This is a genomic window from Klebsiella sp. 141153 (genome assembly GCF_032601995.1).
In the GTDB taxonomy this organism is placed as follows: Bacteria; Pseudomonadota; Gammaproteobacteria; order Enterobacterales; family Enterobacteriaceae; genus Klebsiella; species Klebsiella aerogenes.
This window is the reverse complement of sequence record NZ_JAQIRJ010000005.1, coordinates 121,611-135,350: the sequence shown is the minus strand read 5'-3', so window position 1 is coordinate 135,350 and position 13,740 is coordinate 121,611. Positions and strand designations below refer to the sequence as shown.

General features: G+C 57.7%; 14 protein-coding genes. 6 read left to right on the top strand and 8 right to left on the bottom strand.

Going from position 1 to position 13,740, the window contains the following annotated elements:
- The first annotated feature begins 43 nt into the window (after nucleotides 1–43).
- Nucleotides 44–454, top strand: coding sequence for a Cu(I)-responsive transcriptional regulator (cueR, locus tag PGS10_RS11855; protein ID WP_045393501.1), 411 nt, complete (start codon nucleotides 44–46; stop codon nucleotides 452–454).
- Here the strand turns inward: cueR and PGS10_RS11850 are convergent.
- Entirely contained in the window at nucleotides 451–909 is a 459-nt protein-coding gene (locus tag PGS10_RS11850) for an NfeD family protein (RefSeq protein WP_045393498.1), read from the bottom strand. The genes cueR and PGS10_RS11850 overlap by 4 nt on opposite strands.
- Entirely contained in the window at nucleotides 906–1,823 is a 918-nt protein-coding gene (locus PGS10_RS11845; RefSeq protein WP_020079443.1) for an SPFH domain-containing protein, read from the bottom strand. Before PGS10_RS11845 ends, PGS10_RS11850 begins: the two co-directional genes overlap by 4 nt.
- A 139-nt stretch (nucleotides 1,824–1,962) precedes the next feature.
- Here PGS10_RS11845 and fetA point away from each other — a divergent pair, with 139 nt between their 5' ends.
- Together fetA and fetB are read left to right on the top strand one after the other, a co-directional pair.
- The gene (gene fetA, locus PGS10_RS11840) at nucleotides 1,963–2,640 is read left to right on the top strand and encodes an iron efflux ABC transporter ATP-binding subunit FetA (protein ID WP_045393492.1); all 678 of its coding nucleotides are present in this window, start codon (nucleotides 1,963–1,965) and stop codon (nucleotides 2,638–2,640) included.
- The gene (gene fetB / locus PGS10_RS11835) at nucleotides 2,627–3,409 is read left to right on the top strand and encodes an iron efflux ABC transporter permease subunit FetB (RefSeq protein ID WP_045393489.1); all 783 of its coding nucleotides are present in this window, start codon (nucleotides 2,627–2,629) and stop codon (nucleotides 3,407–3,409) included. The genes fetA and fetB overlap by 14 nt, the downstream gene beginning before the upstream one ends.
- A 441-nt stretch (nucleotides 3,410–3,850) precedes the next feature.
- Here the strand turns inward: fetB and PGS10_RS11830 are convergent, their stop codons facing one another.
- The 3 genes from PGS10_RS11830 to tesA are packed head-to-tail and all read right to left on the bottom strand — an operon-like array spanning nucleotide 3,851 to nucleotide 6,183.
- Nucleotides 3,851–4,705, bottom strand: coding sequence for a co-chaperone YbbN (locus PGS10_RS11830; RefSeq protein WP_015367889.1), 855 nt, complete (start codon nucleotides 4,703–4,705; stop codon nucleotides 3,851–3,853).
- Between the two features lie 58 nt (nucleotides 4,706–4,763).
- Nucleotides 4,764–5,570 (bottom strand): SDR family oxidoreductase, encoded by an 807-nt coding sequence (locus PGS10_RS11825; protein ID WP_316422978.1) that lies wholly within the window; start codon nucleotides 5,568–5,570, stop codon nucleotides 4,764–4,766.
- Nucleotides 5,560–6,183, bottom strand: a complete 624-nt coding sequence (gene tesA / locus PGS10_RS11820; protein WP_047049514.1) for a multifunctional acyl-CoA thioesterase I/protease I/lysophospholipase L1 — start codon at nucleotides 6,181–6,183, stop codon at nucleotides 5,560–5,562. The genes PGS10_RS11825 and tesA overlap by 11 nt, the downstream gene beginning before the upstream one ends.
- On the opposite strand from tesA, the gene ybbA reads away from it, so the two are divergent.
- From ybbA to PGS10_RS11805, 3 genes are all read left to right on the top strand, one after another.
- On the top strand, nucleotides 6,154–6,840 hold the full coding sequence (ybbA, locus tag PGS10_RS11815) for a putative ABC transporter ATP-binding protein YbbA (protein WP_047049495.1): 687 nt from the start codon (nucleotides 6,154–6,156) through the stop codon (nucleotides 6,838–6,840). The two genes, tesA and ybbA, sit on opposite strands and share 30 nt — an antisense overlap.
- Nucleotides 6,837–9,251 (top strand): putative ABC transporter permease subunit YbbP, encoded by a 2,415-nt coding sequence (ybbP, locus tag PGS10_RS11810; protein ID WP_316422977.1) that lies wholly within the window; start codon nucleotides 6,837–6,839, stop codon nucleotides 9,249–9,251. The genes ybbA and ybbP overlap by 4 nt, the downstream gene beginning before the upstream one ends.
- 181 nt (nucleotides 9,252–9,432) lie before the next feature.
- Nucleotides 9,433–10,578, top strand: a complete 1,146-nt coding sequence (locus PGS10_RS11805; protein WP_047049491.1) for a porin — start codon at nucleotides 9,433–9,435, stop codon at nucleotides 10,576–10,578.
- A 314-nt stretch (nucleotides 10,579–10,892) separates the two neighbouring features.
- On the opposite strand, the gene mnmH is transcribed toward PGS10_RS11805, so the two are convergent.
- The 3 genes from mnmH to purE form a co-directional block, all read right to left on the bottom strand.
- On the bottom strand, nucleotides 10,893–11,969 hold the full coding sequence (mnmH, locus tag PGS10_RS11800; protein WP_045393474.1) for a tRNA 2-selenouridine(34) synthase MnmH: 1,077 nt from the start codon (nucleotides 11,967–11,969) through the stop codon (nucleotides 10,893–10,895).
- 109 nt (nucleotides 11,970–12,078) lie between these two features.
- Nucleotides 12,079–13,146, bottom strand: a complete 1,068-nt coding sequence (gene purK / locus PGS10_RS11795) for a 5-(carboxyamino)imidazole ribonucleotide synthase (protein WP_049060698.1) — start codon at nucleotides 13,144–13,146, stop codon at nucleotides 12,079–12,081.
- Nucleotides 13,143–13,652, bottom strand: a complete 510-nt coding sequence (gene purE / locus PGS10_RS11790) for a 5-(carboxyamino)imidazole ribonucleotide mutase (protein WP_047049486.1) — start codon at nucleotides 13,650–13,652, stop codon at nucleotides 13,143–13,145. Before purE ends, purK begins: the two co-directional genes overlap by 4 nt.
- Between the last annotated feature and the right edge of the window lie 88 nt (nucleotides 13,653–13,740).

The following is a 13,740-nucleotide window of genomic DNA, read 5'->3' as shown; positions in this document are numbered from 1 at the left end:
AGAAGGTTAAACCTTCCAGCAAGGGGAAGGTCAAGGGGGAAAAATGAATATTAGCGATGTGGCGAAAAAAACCGGCTTAACCAGCAAAGCGATTCGTTTTTACGAAGAGAAAGGGCTGGTGACGGCGCCGCTGCGTAGCGATAACGGCTACCGTACCTATAGTCAAAAGCATCTGGATGAACTGACGCTGCTGCGCCAGGCGCGGCAGGTGGGATTTAATCTGGAGGAGTGCCGCGAGCTGGTGGCGTTATTCAACGATCCGTCGCGGCACAGCGCTGATGTGAAAAAAAGAACGCTGGAGAAAGTCGCGGATATTGAGAACCATATCCGCGAGTTGCAAAACATGCGCGCGCATCTGCTGGCGCTGGCGGACGCCTGCCCTGGTGATGAGAGCGCGGATTGCCCGATTATTGATAATCTTTCCGGCTGTTGTCACCGCAAAGCGCAGGCTTAGCGGACGGCGGCTCTTATCCGCAAGGTAATGCCTTCGACGGCGACCACTTCAACCTTGCTGCCCGCCGCGAGGTCTTCATCGGCAATCACCGGCCAGGAGCTATCGCCGACGCGGACGTGGCCGCGACCGTTTTCCAGCGCGTTGTCGAGTGTGAAACGACGGCCAACCAGCTGCTGGCCGCGCTGGTTAAGCTGCGCGTCGGCGGGGCGCTGCTGCCTCATGCGTTTACGCAGCCATTTTGACCACAGCCACGCCGCCAGCAGGGTAAGGACGGCAAACAGCGTCCCTTGCCATTCCCAACTAAATGGAATAACCCAGGTCAGCAGGCCGGTAACCACGCCAGCTACGCCGCTCCACAGCAGGTAGCCATTGCTGCCGAGCATCTCTGCCGCCAGCAACAGCCCGCCAAGGGTCAGCCAGAAAATATGCGGATGAGCGAGGATCAGGGCGATCATGATTTTTTCCGCTCGGCGCTACTCTCTTTCAGCAGTTCGCCGATCCCGGCGATCGAGCCCATCAGACTGCTGGCATCCAGCGGCATCAGCACCACTTTACTGTTGTTGGCGGCGCCAATCTGCTGCAGCGCGTCGGTATATTTCTGCGCCACGAAGTAGTTAATCGCCTGAATGTCGCCTGACGCAATCGCCGATGAGACCATCTGGGTGGCGCGGGCTTCCGCTTCGGCGGAACGTTCGCGGGCTTCCGCCTGCAGGAAGGCCGACTGCCGTTCGCCTTCGGCTTTGAGGATCTGCGACTGCTTTTCACCTTCGGCTTTGAGGATTTCCGCCTGACGCACCCCTTCCGCCTCGAGGATATAAGCGCGTTTGGTTCGCTCAGCTTTCATCTGGGCGTTCATCGAGGAGATAAGCTCCGCCGGCGGGCGAACGTCGCGGATTTCGACACGGGTGATTTTCACCCCCCACGGATTGGTGGCATCGTCGACGATATGCAGCAGGCGAGTGTTAATGCTATCGCGCTGGGAGAGCATTTCATCCAGCTCCATCGAGCCGAGTACGGTACGAATGTTGGTCATCGTCAGATTGACGATCGCCAGCTCAAGATTACTGACTTCATAGGCGGCTTTTGGCGCATCGATCACCTGGATGAAGCAGACGGCGTCAATGGTGACGTTGGCGTTATCGCGGGAGATGACTTCCTGCGAAGGGATATCCAGTACCTGCTCCATCATGTTCACTTTGCGGCCGATGCGATCCATAAACGGTACCACTAAACTTAAGCCCGGCTGCAGCGTCTGCGTGTAGCGGCCAAAGCGTTCGACGGTCCATTGATAACCCTGCGGCACGATTTTTACTGCCGCCCCCACAATGACCAGTGCGACAAAAATAAGAACGGGGATAAAAATCAGCATCAAAAACCTCCTGTCTTGTTGCCTGATGGGCGCCGCAGCGAAATGGCGCAGATTTAAACAGAGTATAACTTTCTCCTTGTTCCGGTGAAAGAAAACTGGAGTAAACTGTCTGCGTTTTAGGAAATTAATTGGACATATAATGAAGGAAAATAACGCGATTTTGCGCCTCGAGGGCGTTGGTTTTAAAACCGACGACGCGGTCATCCTGAATAATATCGATCTCCGGATTAGGGCTGGAGAGTTTAAGTTAATTACCGGGCCATCCGGATGCGGCAAAAGTACGTTACTGAAAATCATCGCCTCTCTGCTGAGCCCGACCAGCGGAGAGATTTTTTTCAACGATACCGATATCACTACGCTGTCGCCGGAAAACTATCGCCAGCAGGTCTCTTATTGCGCGCAAACTCCGGCGCTATTCGGCGATTCGGTCTACGACAACCTGGTTTTCCCATGGCAGATCCGCAACAAACAGCCGGATCCTAAAGCGCTGATTGCCGATCTCGAACGCTTCGGGCTGGCGGATAATACGCTGGAGAAATCGATTAACGAATTGTCCGGCGGCGAAAAACAGCGGGTCTCGCTCATTCGTAATCTGCAGTTTCTGCCGCAGGTGCTGCTGCTGGATGAAATTACCAGCGCGCTGGATGAGAGCAATAAGCGCAACGTTAACGAGATTATTCATCGCTACGCGACGGAAAAAGGAATGGCCATTCTGTGGGTCACTCACGACCAGAACGAAATTGCCCACGCTGATGAAGTGATTACGCTACAGCCTGCTGGCGGGAAAATGCAGGAGGGGAAAAATGAACGGGCATAATATTACTAACGAATCGCTGGCGCTCTCGATGGTGCTGGTGCTGGTGGCGATCGTTGTGAGCTATCGGGAAAAGCTGGCGCTGGAAAAAGATATTATCTGGAGTATTTGCCGGGCTATAGTGCAACTCATCATCGTCGGCTACGTGCTGAAATATATCTTTAACGTTAACCATGCGGTGTTAACGCTATTGATGGTGCTGTTCATCTGCTTTAACGCGGCGTGGAATGCGAAGAAGCGCAGTAAATATATCGACAAAGCTTTTGTCTCATCGTTTATCGCTATTACCACCGGCGCCGGACTAACCCTGGCGGTGCTGGTCTTCTCGGGGTCGATCGCCTTTGTGCCGATGCAGGTTATTCCGATTGCCGGCATGGTGGCCGGTAACGCTATGGTGGCGGTAGGGCTGTGCTACAACAATATGGGCCAGCGTTTTAACAGTGAGCAGCAGCAGATTCAGGAGAAGCTAAGCCTCGGCGCGACGCCGAAGATGGCCTCCGCGCGGCTGATCCGCGACAGCATACGCGCCTCGTTGATTCCCACGGTAGATTCAGCGAAAACGGTCGGACTGGTGAGTCTGCCGGGGATGATGTCGGGGTTGATTTTCGCCGGGATTGACCCGGTGAAGGCGATTAAGTATCAGATTATGGTCACATTTATGTTGCTGTCGACCGCCAGCCTGTCGACGATTATTGCCGGCTATCTGACTTACCGGAAGTTCTTCAATACCCGTCATCAACTGGTGGTGACGCAGTTGAAAAAGCGCCCGTAAGCATTCCCGGGTAGCGGCTTACGCCTTACCCGGGCTACCACAGGGCTGCAGATACTGTTATCGGTATACAACTGTTTTGCTTGGGGAAAAACATGTGCTTTGTGTTAATCCTGTAAGCATTCCCGGGTAGCGGCTTACGCCTTACCCGGGCTACCACAGGGCTGCAGATACTGTTATCGGTATGCAACTGTTTTGCTTGGGGAAAAACATGTGCTTTGTGTTAATCCTGTAAGCATTCCCGGGTAGCGGCTTACGCCTTACCCGGGCTACCACAGGCTGCAGATACTGTTATCGGTTTGCAACTGTTTTGCTTGGGGAAAAACATGTGCTTTGTGTTAATCCTGTAAGCATTCCCGGGTAGCGGCTTACGCCTTACCCGGGCTACCACGGCGTAATCTGTAGCCCGGATAAGCGTAGCGCTATCCGGGTCAGCGCCTCTGATTAGTACAGCAATGAATACAGCTGGCGGCGGTATTTCGCCGCCAGGGCGTCTCCGGTACCGAGCGCCGCGAGGATCTCCTGCAGCATTTTGCGAACCTGGCCATCGCCGGCGCCTAAATCTTTTTGCAGATGCGTGAACAGCAGCGCCAGCGCTTCTTCGTTGCGCCCGACCTGGTGCAACTGCAACGCCAGCTGAGACGCCAGCGCCGCGTCGTCCGGGTTCTGCTCGACCTGCTGCTGCAGTTGCTGGATTTCCGGGGTATCGGCGGCCTGCTTAAGCAGCTCAATCTGCGCCACCAGCCCCTGATAACGGGTGTCCTGATCCTGCAGCGGCACGGTTTTCAGCACGCTTTCAGCCTCATCGGAACGCTGCAGGGCAATGAGCGTTTCCGCCAGCAGCAGGCCAATCTGGCTATCCTGGTTAGACAACTGCCAGGCATCTTTCAGCAGCGGCAGCGCATCGGCGTATTTTTCTTCCTGCATCAGCGCCAGCGCTTCTTGCGCTTTCAATTCTTCTTCGCGCGGCAGTACTTTATCCAGCAGGGCGCGGATGGCTTCTTCCGGCTGCGGGCCTTCAAAACCATCTACCGGCTGGCCGTTCTGGAACAGATACACCGTCGGTATCGCGCGCAGACCAAACTGCGAAGCTAGCATTTGCTCCGCGTCGCAATCTACCTTCGCCAGCGTAAACTGACCGTGGTATTGGGCGGCCAGGCGCTCAAGCACCGGCGTCAGCTGTTCGCAGTGCTGGCTGCGGGCGGACCAGAAATAAAACAGCACCGGCGCGTTCATGGATTGCTGCAGCGTCTGCTGCAGGTTGGCTTCGGTAATATTGACAATATTCTGTTCGGACATGGGCGTATCTCGTTAGTCGATTTCTGTTTTAGATGGGGGCGACATTCAGCGCTTCAACTCAGCCCTGGATAATTTTGTCCATTGCACGGGCCGGCAGCAGGCGTTTTAACCAGCCTACCGCGTGGGTGACCAGCGTCACCGGATAGCGCAGTTTCGGCTTGTCGCTGACGAAGGCGTGACGCACTTTTTCCACCACCGCCTCCGGGCCGAGCGTAAAGCGCGCGGCAATGCCTGGGTTCTCTACCGTCTTGTCGCCGGTCTGGTTAACGTTGTTGGTAAAGCGGGTGCGTATCGGCCCAGGTTCAATCAGGCTGACTTTAATGCCGCTGTGGCGGAGCTCCATGCGCAGGGCATCGGACCACGCCTCCAGCGCGTATTTACTGGCGGCATAGGCGCCGCGGCCGGGGCTGGAAATCAGCCCCATCACCGAAGAGGTCATCACGATGCGGCCCTCGCCGTGCGGCTGCATAGCGGGCAGCAGCAGCATGGTGAGCTGGTGGGCGCCGAAAAAGTTGGCGGAAAACTGCTGTTCCATTTGCTGACGGCTGATGGTGATGAGCGGACCGTAGACGCCGTAGCCAGCATTATTGAACAGGCCATACAGGCGGTTCCCGGTCAGCGCGATGACCTCGGCGGCGGCGTTTTCGACGCTTTGCGGGTCATCGAGATCCAGCAAAATACCGGTCAGACCCAGTTCCTGCATACGGGCGACATCCTCCCCCTTACGGCAGGCGGCCAGTACCCGAAAGCCCTGGCGTTTTAAATCGAGCGCGCTTTCGAGGCCAATTCCGCTGGAACATCCTGTAACTAAAACCGATTTTTGCATAACTTTACCTGTGAATGACTCCCGGCGTTCAGGAGTCATGATTAACTAAGGGAGCCAACCGGGTTGCCATCCAGTCGGCAATAAACGGTTGCGCATCGCGATTAGGATGAATGCCGTCGTCCTGCATCCATTGTGGCTTGAGATAAACCTCCTCCATAAAAAAGGGCAGCAGAGGAATATCGAACTCTTTGGCCAGTTGCGGATATATCGCGCTAAAGGCTTCATTATAACGGCGCCCATAGTTGGCGGGCAGGCGTATTTGCATCAGCAGCGGCTGGGCCTTCGCCGCTTTGATATCCTGAATAACGGTACGCAGCGTCTGCTCCGTTTGCTGCGGCGGGAAACCACGCAGCCCGTCGTTGCCGCCCAGTTCCACCAGCACCCAGCGCGGCTGGTGCTGCTTCAGTAGCGCCGGCAGGCGCGCCAGTCCCTGCTGCGAGGTGTCGCCGCTGATACTGGCGTTGACCACCGTCGTTTTGGCCTGCCACTTCTCATTAAGCAGAGCAGGCCAGGCCGTATTGGCCGCCATTCGATAGCCGGCGCTCAGGCTATCGCCAAGCACTAACAGCGTATCCGCCGCCATTGCGCGGCAGGTAAACAGAACCATAAACAGGAAAGGCAAATGCCAGCGGAAAACATACTTGAAGTTCATCATCTTAAGAAATCCGTCGGTCAGGGAGAGCATCAGTTGTCCATCCTTACCGGAGTTGAGCTGGTTGTCAAACCGGGGCAAACCATCGCCCTGATTGGCGAGTCCGGTTCCGGGAAATCCACGCTGCTGGCGATACTTGCCGGGCTCGACGACGGCAGCAGCGGCGAAGTGTCTCTTTTGGGGCAGCCGCTGCATCAGATGGATGAAGAGGCGAGGGCGACGTTACGCGCGAAGCACGTAGGCTTTGTCTTTCAATCGTTTATGTTGATTCCGACGCTAAACGCCCTGGAGAACGTCGAGCTGCCGGCCTTGCTGCGCGGCGCCAGCGATAGCCAAAGCCGCGGCGATGCGCGCGCGCTGCTTGAACAGCTGGGGCTTGGCAAACGCCTGCACCATTTGCCGGCGCAGCTTTCCGGCGGCGAGCAGCAGCGAGTGGCGCTGGCCCGCGCCTTTAACGGCCGTCCGGCGCTGCTATTTGCCGATGAGCCGACCGGTAATCTCGACCGTCACACCGGCGATAAAATCGCCGATCTGCTGTTCTCACTCAACCGCGAACACGGCACCACCCTAATTCTGGTGACCCACGATCCGCTGCTGGCGGCGCGTTGCGATCGTCGCTTACGCCTGGTGGATGGCAAGTTGCAGGAGGAAGCATGATAGCCCGCTGGTTCTGGCGCGAATGGCGCTCGCCTTCACTGCTCATCGTCTGGCTGGCATTGAGCATGGCGGTGGCCTGCGTGCTGGCGCTGGGCTCAATCAGCGACCGTATGGAAAAAGGGTTGAGCCAGCAAAGCCGCGAATTTATGGCCGGGGATCGCACCTTGCGCAGTTCACGCGAAGTGCCCGCCGAGTGGATCGCTGAGGCGCGCGCGCTCGGGTTAACCGTGGGCGAACAGCTGAGCTTCGCCACCATGACTTTCGCTGTAGATACTCCGCAACTGGCGGATGTCAAAGCGGTTGATGATACTTATCCGCTGTACGGCACGCTGGAGACCTCTCCGGCGGGATTAAAACCGCAGCGCGGCAGCGTCCTGCTGGCGCCGAGGCTGATGGCGCTGCTGAATCTAAAAACCGGCGATAACATTGATGTTGGCGACGCTACCTTGCGCATCGCCGGCGAGGTCATTCAGGAGCCTGACGCCGGCTTCAACCCCTTCCAGATGGCGCCGCGGCTAATGATGAATATCGCCGATGTGGCGAAAACCGGCGCGGTACAGCCCGGCAGCCGCGTCTCCTGGCGCTATAAGTTCGCCGGTAGCGCGCAGCAGCTGGCGGCCTACGAGCGGTGGCTATTGCCGAAGCTCGGTGCGGAACATCGCTGGATTGGCCTGGAGCAGGATGATAGCGCGTTGGGTAAATCGCTGGAGCGCTCGCAGCAATTTTTACTGCTGTCCGCGTTACTAACGTTGCTGCTGGCGGTCGCCGCGGTCGCGGTCGCGATGGGGCATTACTGCCGCAGCCGCTACGATCTGGTCGCTATTCTCAAAACCTTAGGCGCCGGGCGGGCGCAGCTGCGTAAACTTATCGTCGGTCAGTGGCTAATGTTGCTGATGCTGGCGGTTGCGGCGGGGGGCGCGATGGGGCTGCTGCTGGAAAAAGCCCTGCTGCTGATGCTTAAACCGGTGCTGCCCGCCGCGCTGCCGCCCGCCAGCGGCTGGCCGTGGCTTTGGGCTATCGGCGCGATGGTGGTGATTTCGCTGCTGGTCGGCTGGCGGCCCTATCGGCTGCTGCTGGCGACCCTGCCGCTGCGGGTATTGCGGCAAGATGTGGTGGCTAACGTCTGGCCGTTAAAACACTATATTCCCGTGGTCTGCGCGGTGGTTGTCGGCGGACTGGCCTGGCTGATGGGCGGTAGCCCGCTACTGTGGTCGGTGCTGGTCGGGGCCTTGGTGCTGGCGCTGCTATGCGGGCTGGTAGGCTGGGCCTTGCTGTGGTTGCTCAAGCGCGTCACGCTAAAAGCGTTGCCGCTGCGCCTGGCGGTGAACCGTCTGTTGCGCCAGCCGTGGTCAACGCTGAGCCAACTGGCGGCGTTTTCACTGTCGTTTATGCTGCTGGCTCTGCTGTTGGTGTTACGCGGCGATTTGCTCGAACGCTGGCAGCAGCAGCTGCCGCCGGAAAGTCCGAACTACTTTCTGATTAATATCGCTCCCGAACAGGTAGTTCCGGTGAAGACATTCCTCGCCGAACACCAGACCCGGGCGGCGGAGTTTTACCCCATCGTGCGCGCGCGGCTGACGCAGATTAACGGTCAAACCACCGAGGGCAATAAAGACGAAGCGCTAAACCGCGAGCTTAATCTCACCTGGAGCGAGCAGCGCCCGGATCATAATCCGCTGGTGGACGGGAGCTGGCCGCCGAAGGCGGGCGAGGTGTCGATTGAAGAGGGGCTGGCGCAGCGGCTGGGCGTCAGGATCGGTGATAGCGTCACCTTTACCGGCGACACCCAGCAATTTAGCGCTAAGGTGACCAGCGTGCGCAAAGTTGACTGGGAGAGCCTGCGGCCCAACTTCTTCTTTATTTTCCCGCCGGGGGCGCTGGATGGGCAGCCGCAAAGCTGGCTTACCAGCTTCCGTTGGGATAATGGCAACGCGATGCTGACCCAGCTTAACCGCGAGTTTCCCACCGTTAGCCTGCTGGATATCGGCGCCATCCTGCGCCAGGTCGGCCAGGTGTTGACGCAGGTCAGTCGGGCGCTGGAGGTCATGGTGGTGCTGGTCACCGCCTGTGGCGTGCTATTGCTGCTGGCCCAGGTGCAGGTCGGGATGCGCCAGCGGCATCAGGAGCTGGTCGTCTGGCGGACGCTGGGGGCCGGTAAAGTCTTGCTGCGCACCACGTTGTGGGTGGAGTTCGCCCTGCTTGGCGTGGTTTCGGGGCTGGTGGCGGCCATTGGCGCCGAGGTGGCGCTGGCGATGCTGCAAACCAAAGTGTTTGATTTTCCATGGACGCCGGACTGGCGGCTGTGGGTGATGCTGCCACTCTCAGGCGCTATTTTATTATCGTTGTGCGGCGGTTGGTTGGGATTACGCTTATTAAAAGGTAAAGCGTTATTCCGACAATTTAACCAGTAAATAGATTTCATTTTTATGAAGCGCCGCGCAATTTCGCGGCGCTTTTATTTTAACGGCACAAAATGATAATTCCTTGATTTTTAAGCGCACAAAACATTAAAAACCCAACAACACGTCGTGCTAATTCGCAGTTAATATTCAACTGGCAAATATAAGGTTGCTTATTACTCAAGGAAAAAGCATGGCACATAAAATAAAAGCGCTGGCGATCTCGATCGGCGCAGCATTAGCGTTAACCTCTTTTGCATCCCAGGCTGAGATTACGCTGCTGAAACAAGATCCGCAGGCGGGCGATCCGTTAAGTCGCCTTAACTTTACCGTCGGCGGGAGTATTCGTCCGCAGTTCAATATGATGACCGGCGATGGCGATAAAGGTTCCTACAAGCGTAACGGTTTCGATGGCGGCACCCGTTTCCGTTTCGCGGCTGATTACTATCTCTTTGATGATATTAGCTGGATCAGCTACTACGAACTGGGCGTCAATATTCCGGCGCTGTTCGATTGGGACAATCACTACGCGGAAGGGGCGAATAATACCACCCGCCGTATGTTGTTCACCGGTCTGAAGAGCGATACCTGGGGTACCTTAACCTACGGTCAGCAAAACAGTATTTACTATGATGTCGTCGGCGTGAAAACCGATATCTGGGACTACGATATGATCGGTCAGGCTCCGGGTAACGGTATTAACGGCGATTACGATGGTTCTTATCGTTCACGCAATATGTTGAAATATAAGAAAACCGTCGGTGATGTCGATCTGTATGGCTCCTATCTGTTTGAAGATAGCGAATATCTGCCGGGCGATGGTCTGCGCTACAAGCGTAAAGGCGGCGGGTCTATCGGCGTGGATTACCACATCATGAAGGACCTGACCTGGGGTACCGCGTGGAACTACACCCGCGCCGAAATGCGCGATCCGTCAAGCTCCAATAGCAAAACCTACGACCAGAATATTGTCGGTACCGCGTTGAGCTGGACTCCGGATAACTGGACCTTCTCCTTCGGCGGCGGCTGGTATCAGAACTTCCTGACTACCAAGAAAACCGATGTTCATAACTATTTCGCCGGCGATGCCTGGGGTATTGAATACTTTGCGGGCTATAAATTCCCGATCAATCAATACGCTGTTAAATCTATTCAACCGTACTTTATGGGCGACCGCCTGGAGTACGTGAATGGCCGCAACTACCAGCGTATTGATAACGGTTTGGGTATTAGCTTCCAGCTGGATTACGGTTTCCGTGTTGATTACGAGCACGTGTTTACCTCCAGCACCGATGATCTGGGCGATATGAACCTGGTGCGTCTGCGCTACGACTTCTAACGATGAGCCGCCGCAAGCCGGGAATTTCCCCGGCTTGCGCGGGCCTACAGATCACATGCCGGCGTAGATACTGTTATCGGTTGGCAACGATTTTGTCGCACTGGGGTTTTCCCGGAGGCGGCGCGTTGCGCCTTCTCCGGGCTACCAAATCGCACAGCGCTGTAGCCCCGGTAAGCGGCAGCGCCACCGGGGGTTTTGAGGCCATTGGTACCGGCAGTTTCAGCCAGCACGATGATTGAATTAAAGGGAGGCCGCACGGACCGTAGGTAGGGTAAGGCGCCAGCCGCTACCCGGAAAGCCGTCTGGTTGGGGAACTACTTCGCCAGCCAGGCGGCGACATCCTGCCAGTTACCGCGAAAGATAATCTTCCCGGCTTTTTTCCCCAACTGATAGCGATACATCGGGTCGTAGTATTCATTTAACAGCGGAACCAGCCAGGCGAAGTGCGCCTCGGTACTGGCGGTACGCTGCTGCTGCGACAGCGCCGCGTCGAGCAGTTCGCTTAGCTGGGCAAAGCGCTGTAGCCCTAGCCGACGCCGGATGGCAAACAGCCCGTGATGCAGATACTCGCTATATTCCTGCCAGCCTTTCTCTTCGCCATAGGCGGCAATAAAGTCGCGATGCATACGATCGAAGTACTCTTCGCGCAGTCGCTCCAGACGAACGTCAAACGGATCTTCCACCACCGCCAGCGGCGATTGCGCCATGCGGATACGCAGGCACTCCGGCAGGTGGTTCGCGCCGATCATATGGCCTTCATCTTCCAGCACCCAGCGTGTCTGTTGTTCAGCTTTTTTAAGCAGGGTGACCGCCAGATGGTTTTCGAACGTCGCCTGCGGGTGTTGCTGCAGTAGCGTTCGGCCAAATGACGAACCGCGGTGGTGGGCGTGACCTTCAAGATCGATACCGTCCGGGCGCGAGCAAACCAGCTGGGTTTTGCCATTGCCGGTGCAGCCGCCAATCAGCACGATAGGGCGCTGTACCAGCTCCTCGGTAGCCTGTATTGCCGCCTGGCGTAGCGCTTTGTAGCCGCCGACAATCAGCGGATAATCGACGCCCGCTTCCCGCAGCCACTGCTGCACGATATGCGAGCGCTGGCCGCCGCGGGCGCAGCACAGATAGCCCTGCGGATAGCGGGCGCAGGCCTCCAGCCACGCCTTGAGACGGCTGGCTCGCAGGTCGCCATCGACCAGCTTATGGCCGAGGGCTAATGCCGCTTCCGGCCCCTGGCGCTTGTAACAGGTGCCGACGGCGGCGCGTTCGTCATCGTTCATCAGCGGTAGGTTAATCGCCGCGGGCATCGCGCTTTGCTGAAATTCCACCGGTGCGCGGACGTCGATAAGCGGCGTATCCGCGCTGAGGATGGCGCGATAGTGTCTCCCATTTTCCATGGGTCGTCCTTTTGAGTTAAAACCAGATGTGCTTACTGCGAGGTGGGGATTCTACGCGCCGAAGGGCGTGCCGGGGAAGGGGATAGATCAAATCCCCGGCACGAATGGCTTAATTAAGCTGCGATTGCGCCCAGAAAACACCGCTGGCGTATTCGGCTGGCAGGAGCGGTTTCAGCGCTTCCAGCGTGGCGCTCAGGCGATCGGTATCGCTGTCGGTCAGATTCAGGTGGCCGACTTTACGCCCCGGACGAACCTCTTTGTCGTACCAGTGCAGATGCACCAGCGGCAGTTTTAGCCAGTCGTAGTTCAGATCGCTGCCGATCAGATTGATCATCACCGACGGGCTGTTGACCACCGGTGGCGGCAGCGGTAGATCGGTAATGGCGCGCAGGTGCAGTTCAAACTGGCTAATGGAAGCGCCGTTCTGTGTCCAGTGGCCGCTATTATGTACGCGCGGCGCCAGCTCGTTGATCAGCAGTCCCTCGGCGGTGACGAAGCACTCCATGGCCATCACGCCCACGTAGTCGAGCTCGTTCATGATCGCCGTCAGCATGCTTTCCGCCTGCGCCTGCTGGCGGGCATTGGCCTGCGGGAAGGCGACGCTGGCGCGCAGAATGCCGTCCTGGTGCAGGTTGCGGGTCAGCGGATAAAACACCGTGCTGCCGTCGCGGCCGCGGGCGCCGACCAGCGACACCTCGCCGGAGAAGTTAATACCCTGCTCAACGATACACTCGCCGTAGTTATCATCGGGTAGTTGTGTGGTTTCGTTCTCGCGTAAACGCCACTGGCCGCGGCCATCGTAGCCGCCAACGCGGCGCTTGACGATAGCCAGTTCGCCCAGACGGGCAAACACGGCGGGCCACTCGCTTTTATCCGCCAGTAGCTGCCACGGCGCGGTGGCGAGGCCAAGTTTGTCGAACAACTGTTTCTGGGTCAGGCGGTCGGCGATGATCGGAAAAACGTCGCGGTTAACGAACGCCGGATGGCGCGCCAGCTCACGGGTTAAAGCGGTTTCCGGCCAGCGTTCGATTTCGGCGGTGATGACGCTTTGCTGGAACGGCACCGCTTCCGGGTCGGCTTCCAGGCCAACCGGCCAGACGGCGATGCCCAGCGGTTCACCGGCCTGACGCAGCATGCGGCCTAACTGTCCGTTACCGAGGACGCAAACCTGTTTCATGCCGCACCTCGCGGGTCCGGGTTATCCAGCACCTCATCGGTTTGCGCCTGACGCCAGGCGCTCAGACGCTGGTGCAGCTCAGCATCATGCTGGGCGAGAATTTGCGCGGCGAGCAGGGCGGCGTTAGCGGCGCCGGCTTTGCCGATGGCCAGCGTGCCGACCGGGATGCCGCGCGGCATTTGAACGATAGAGTAGAGGCTGTCAACGCCGCTTAACGCTGCGCTCTGAACCGGCACGCCAAGCACCGGCACCAGAGTTTTCGCTGCAATCATGCCCGGCAAATGCGCCGCGCCGCCCGCACCGGCGATGATCACCTGATAACCGTTGCTTTCGGCGCTTTCGGCGAAGCTAAACAGTTTATCGGGCGTACGGTGGGCGGAAACCACTTCAACATGGTGCGGAACGTTCAGGGTATCAAGGATTTCTGCGGCGAACTGCATGGTAGTCCAGTCGCTTTTGGACCCCATCACGATGGCGATACGCGCCGGATTATTGCGGGAAGACATGCGTCTGAAAACTCCTGTGGGTGTGCTTCACACTGCTTTAGAGGCCACAGAGAATAGCACGATATCCCGCCAAGGAAAACGGTTGCGT

Bases quoted from the DNA above. Each gene is read 5' to 3' on its own strand.
- cueR (WP_045393501.1), top strand. From the start codon at position 44: ATGAATATTAGCGATGTGGCGAAAAAAACCGGCTTAACCAGCAAAGCG.
- PGS10_RS11850 (WP_045393498.1), bottom strand. From the start codon at position 909: ATGATCGCCCTGATCCTCGCTCATCCGCATATTTTCTGGCTGACCCTT.
- PGS10_RS11845 (WP_020079443.1), bottom strand. From the start codon at position 1,823: ATGCTGATTTTTATCCCCGTTCTTATTTTTGTCGCACTGGTCATTGTG.
- fetA (WP_045393492.1), top strand. From the start codon at position 1,963: ATGAAGGAAAATAACGCGATTTTGCGCCTCGAGGGCGTTGGTTTTAAA.
- fetB (WP_045393489.1), top strand. From the start codon at position 2,627: ATGAACGGGCATAATATTACTAACGAATCGCTGGCGCTCTCGATGGTG.
- PGS10_RS11830 (WP_015367889.1), bottom strand. From the start codon at position 4,705: ATGTCCGAACAGAATATTGTCAATATTACCGAAGCCAACCTGCAGCAG.
- PGS10_RS11825 (WP_316422978.1), bottom strand. From the start codon at position 5,570: ATGACTCCTGAACGCCGGGAGTCATTCACAGGTAAAGTTATGCAAAAA.
- ybbA (WP_047049495.1), top strand. From the start codon at position 6,154: ATGCCAGCGGAAAACATACTTGAAGTTCATCATCTTAAGAAATCCGTC.
- tesA (WP_047049514.1), bottom strand. From the start codon at position 6,183: ATGAACTTCAAGTATGTTTTCCGCTGGCATTTGCCTTTCCTGTTTATG.
- ybbP (WP_316422977.1), top strand. From the start codon at position 6,837: ATGATAGCCCGCTGGTTCTGGCGCGAATGGCGCTCGCCTTCACTGCTC.
- PGS10_RS11805 (WP_047049491.1), top strand. From the start codon at position 9,433: ATGGCACATAAAATAAAAGCGCTGGCGATCTCGATCGGCGCAGCATTA.
- mnmH (WP_045393474.1), bottom strand. From the start codon at position 11,969: ATGGAAAATGGGAGACACTATCGCGCCATCCTCAGCGCGGATACGCCG.
- purK (WP_049060698.1), bottom strand. From the start codon at position 13,146: ATGAAACAGGTTTGCGTCCTCGGTAACGGACAGTTAGGCCGCATGCTG.
- purE (WP_047049486.1), bottom strand. From the start codon at position 13,652: ATGTCTTCCCGCAATAATCCGGCGCGTATCGCCATCGTGATGGGGTCC.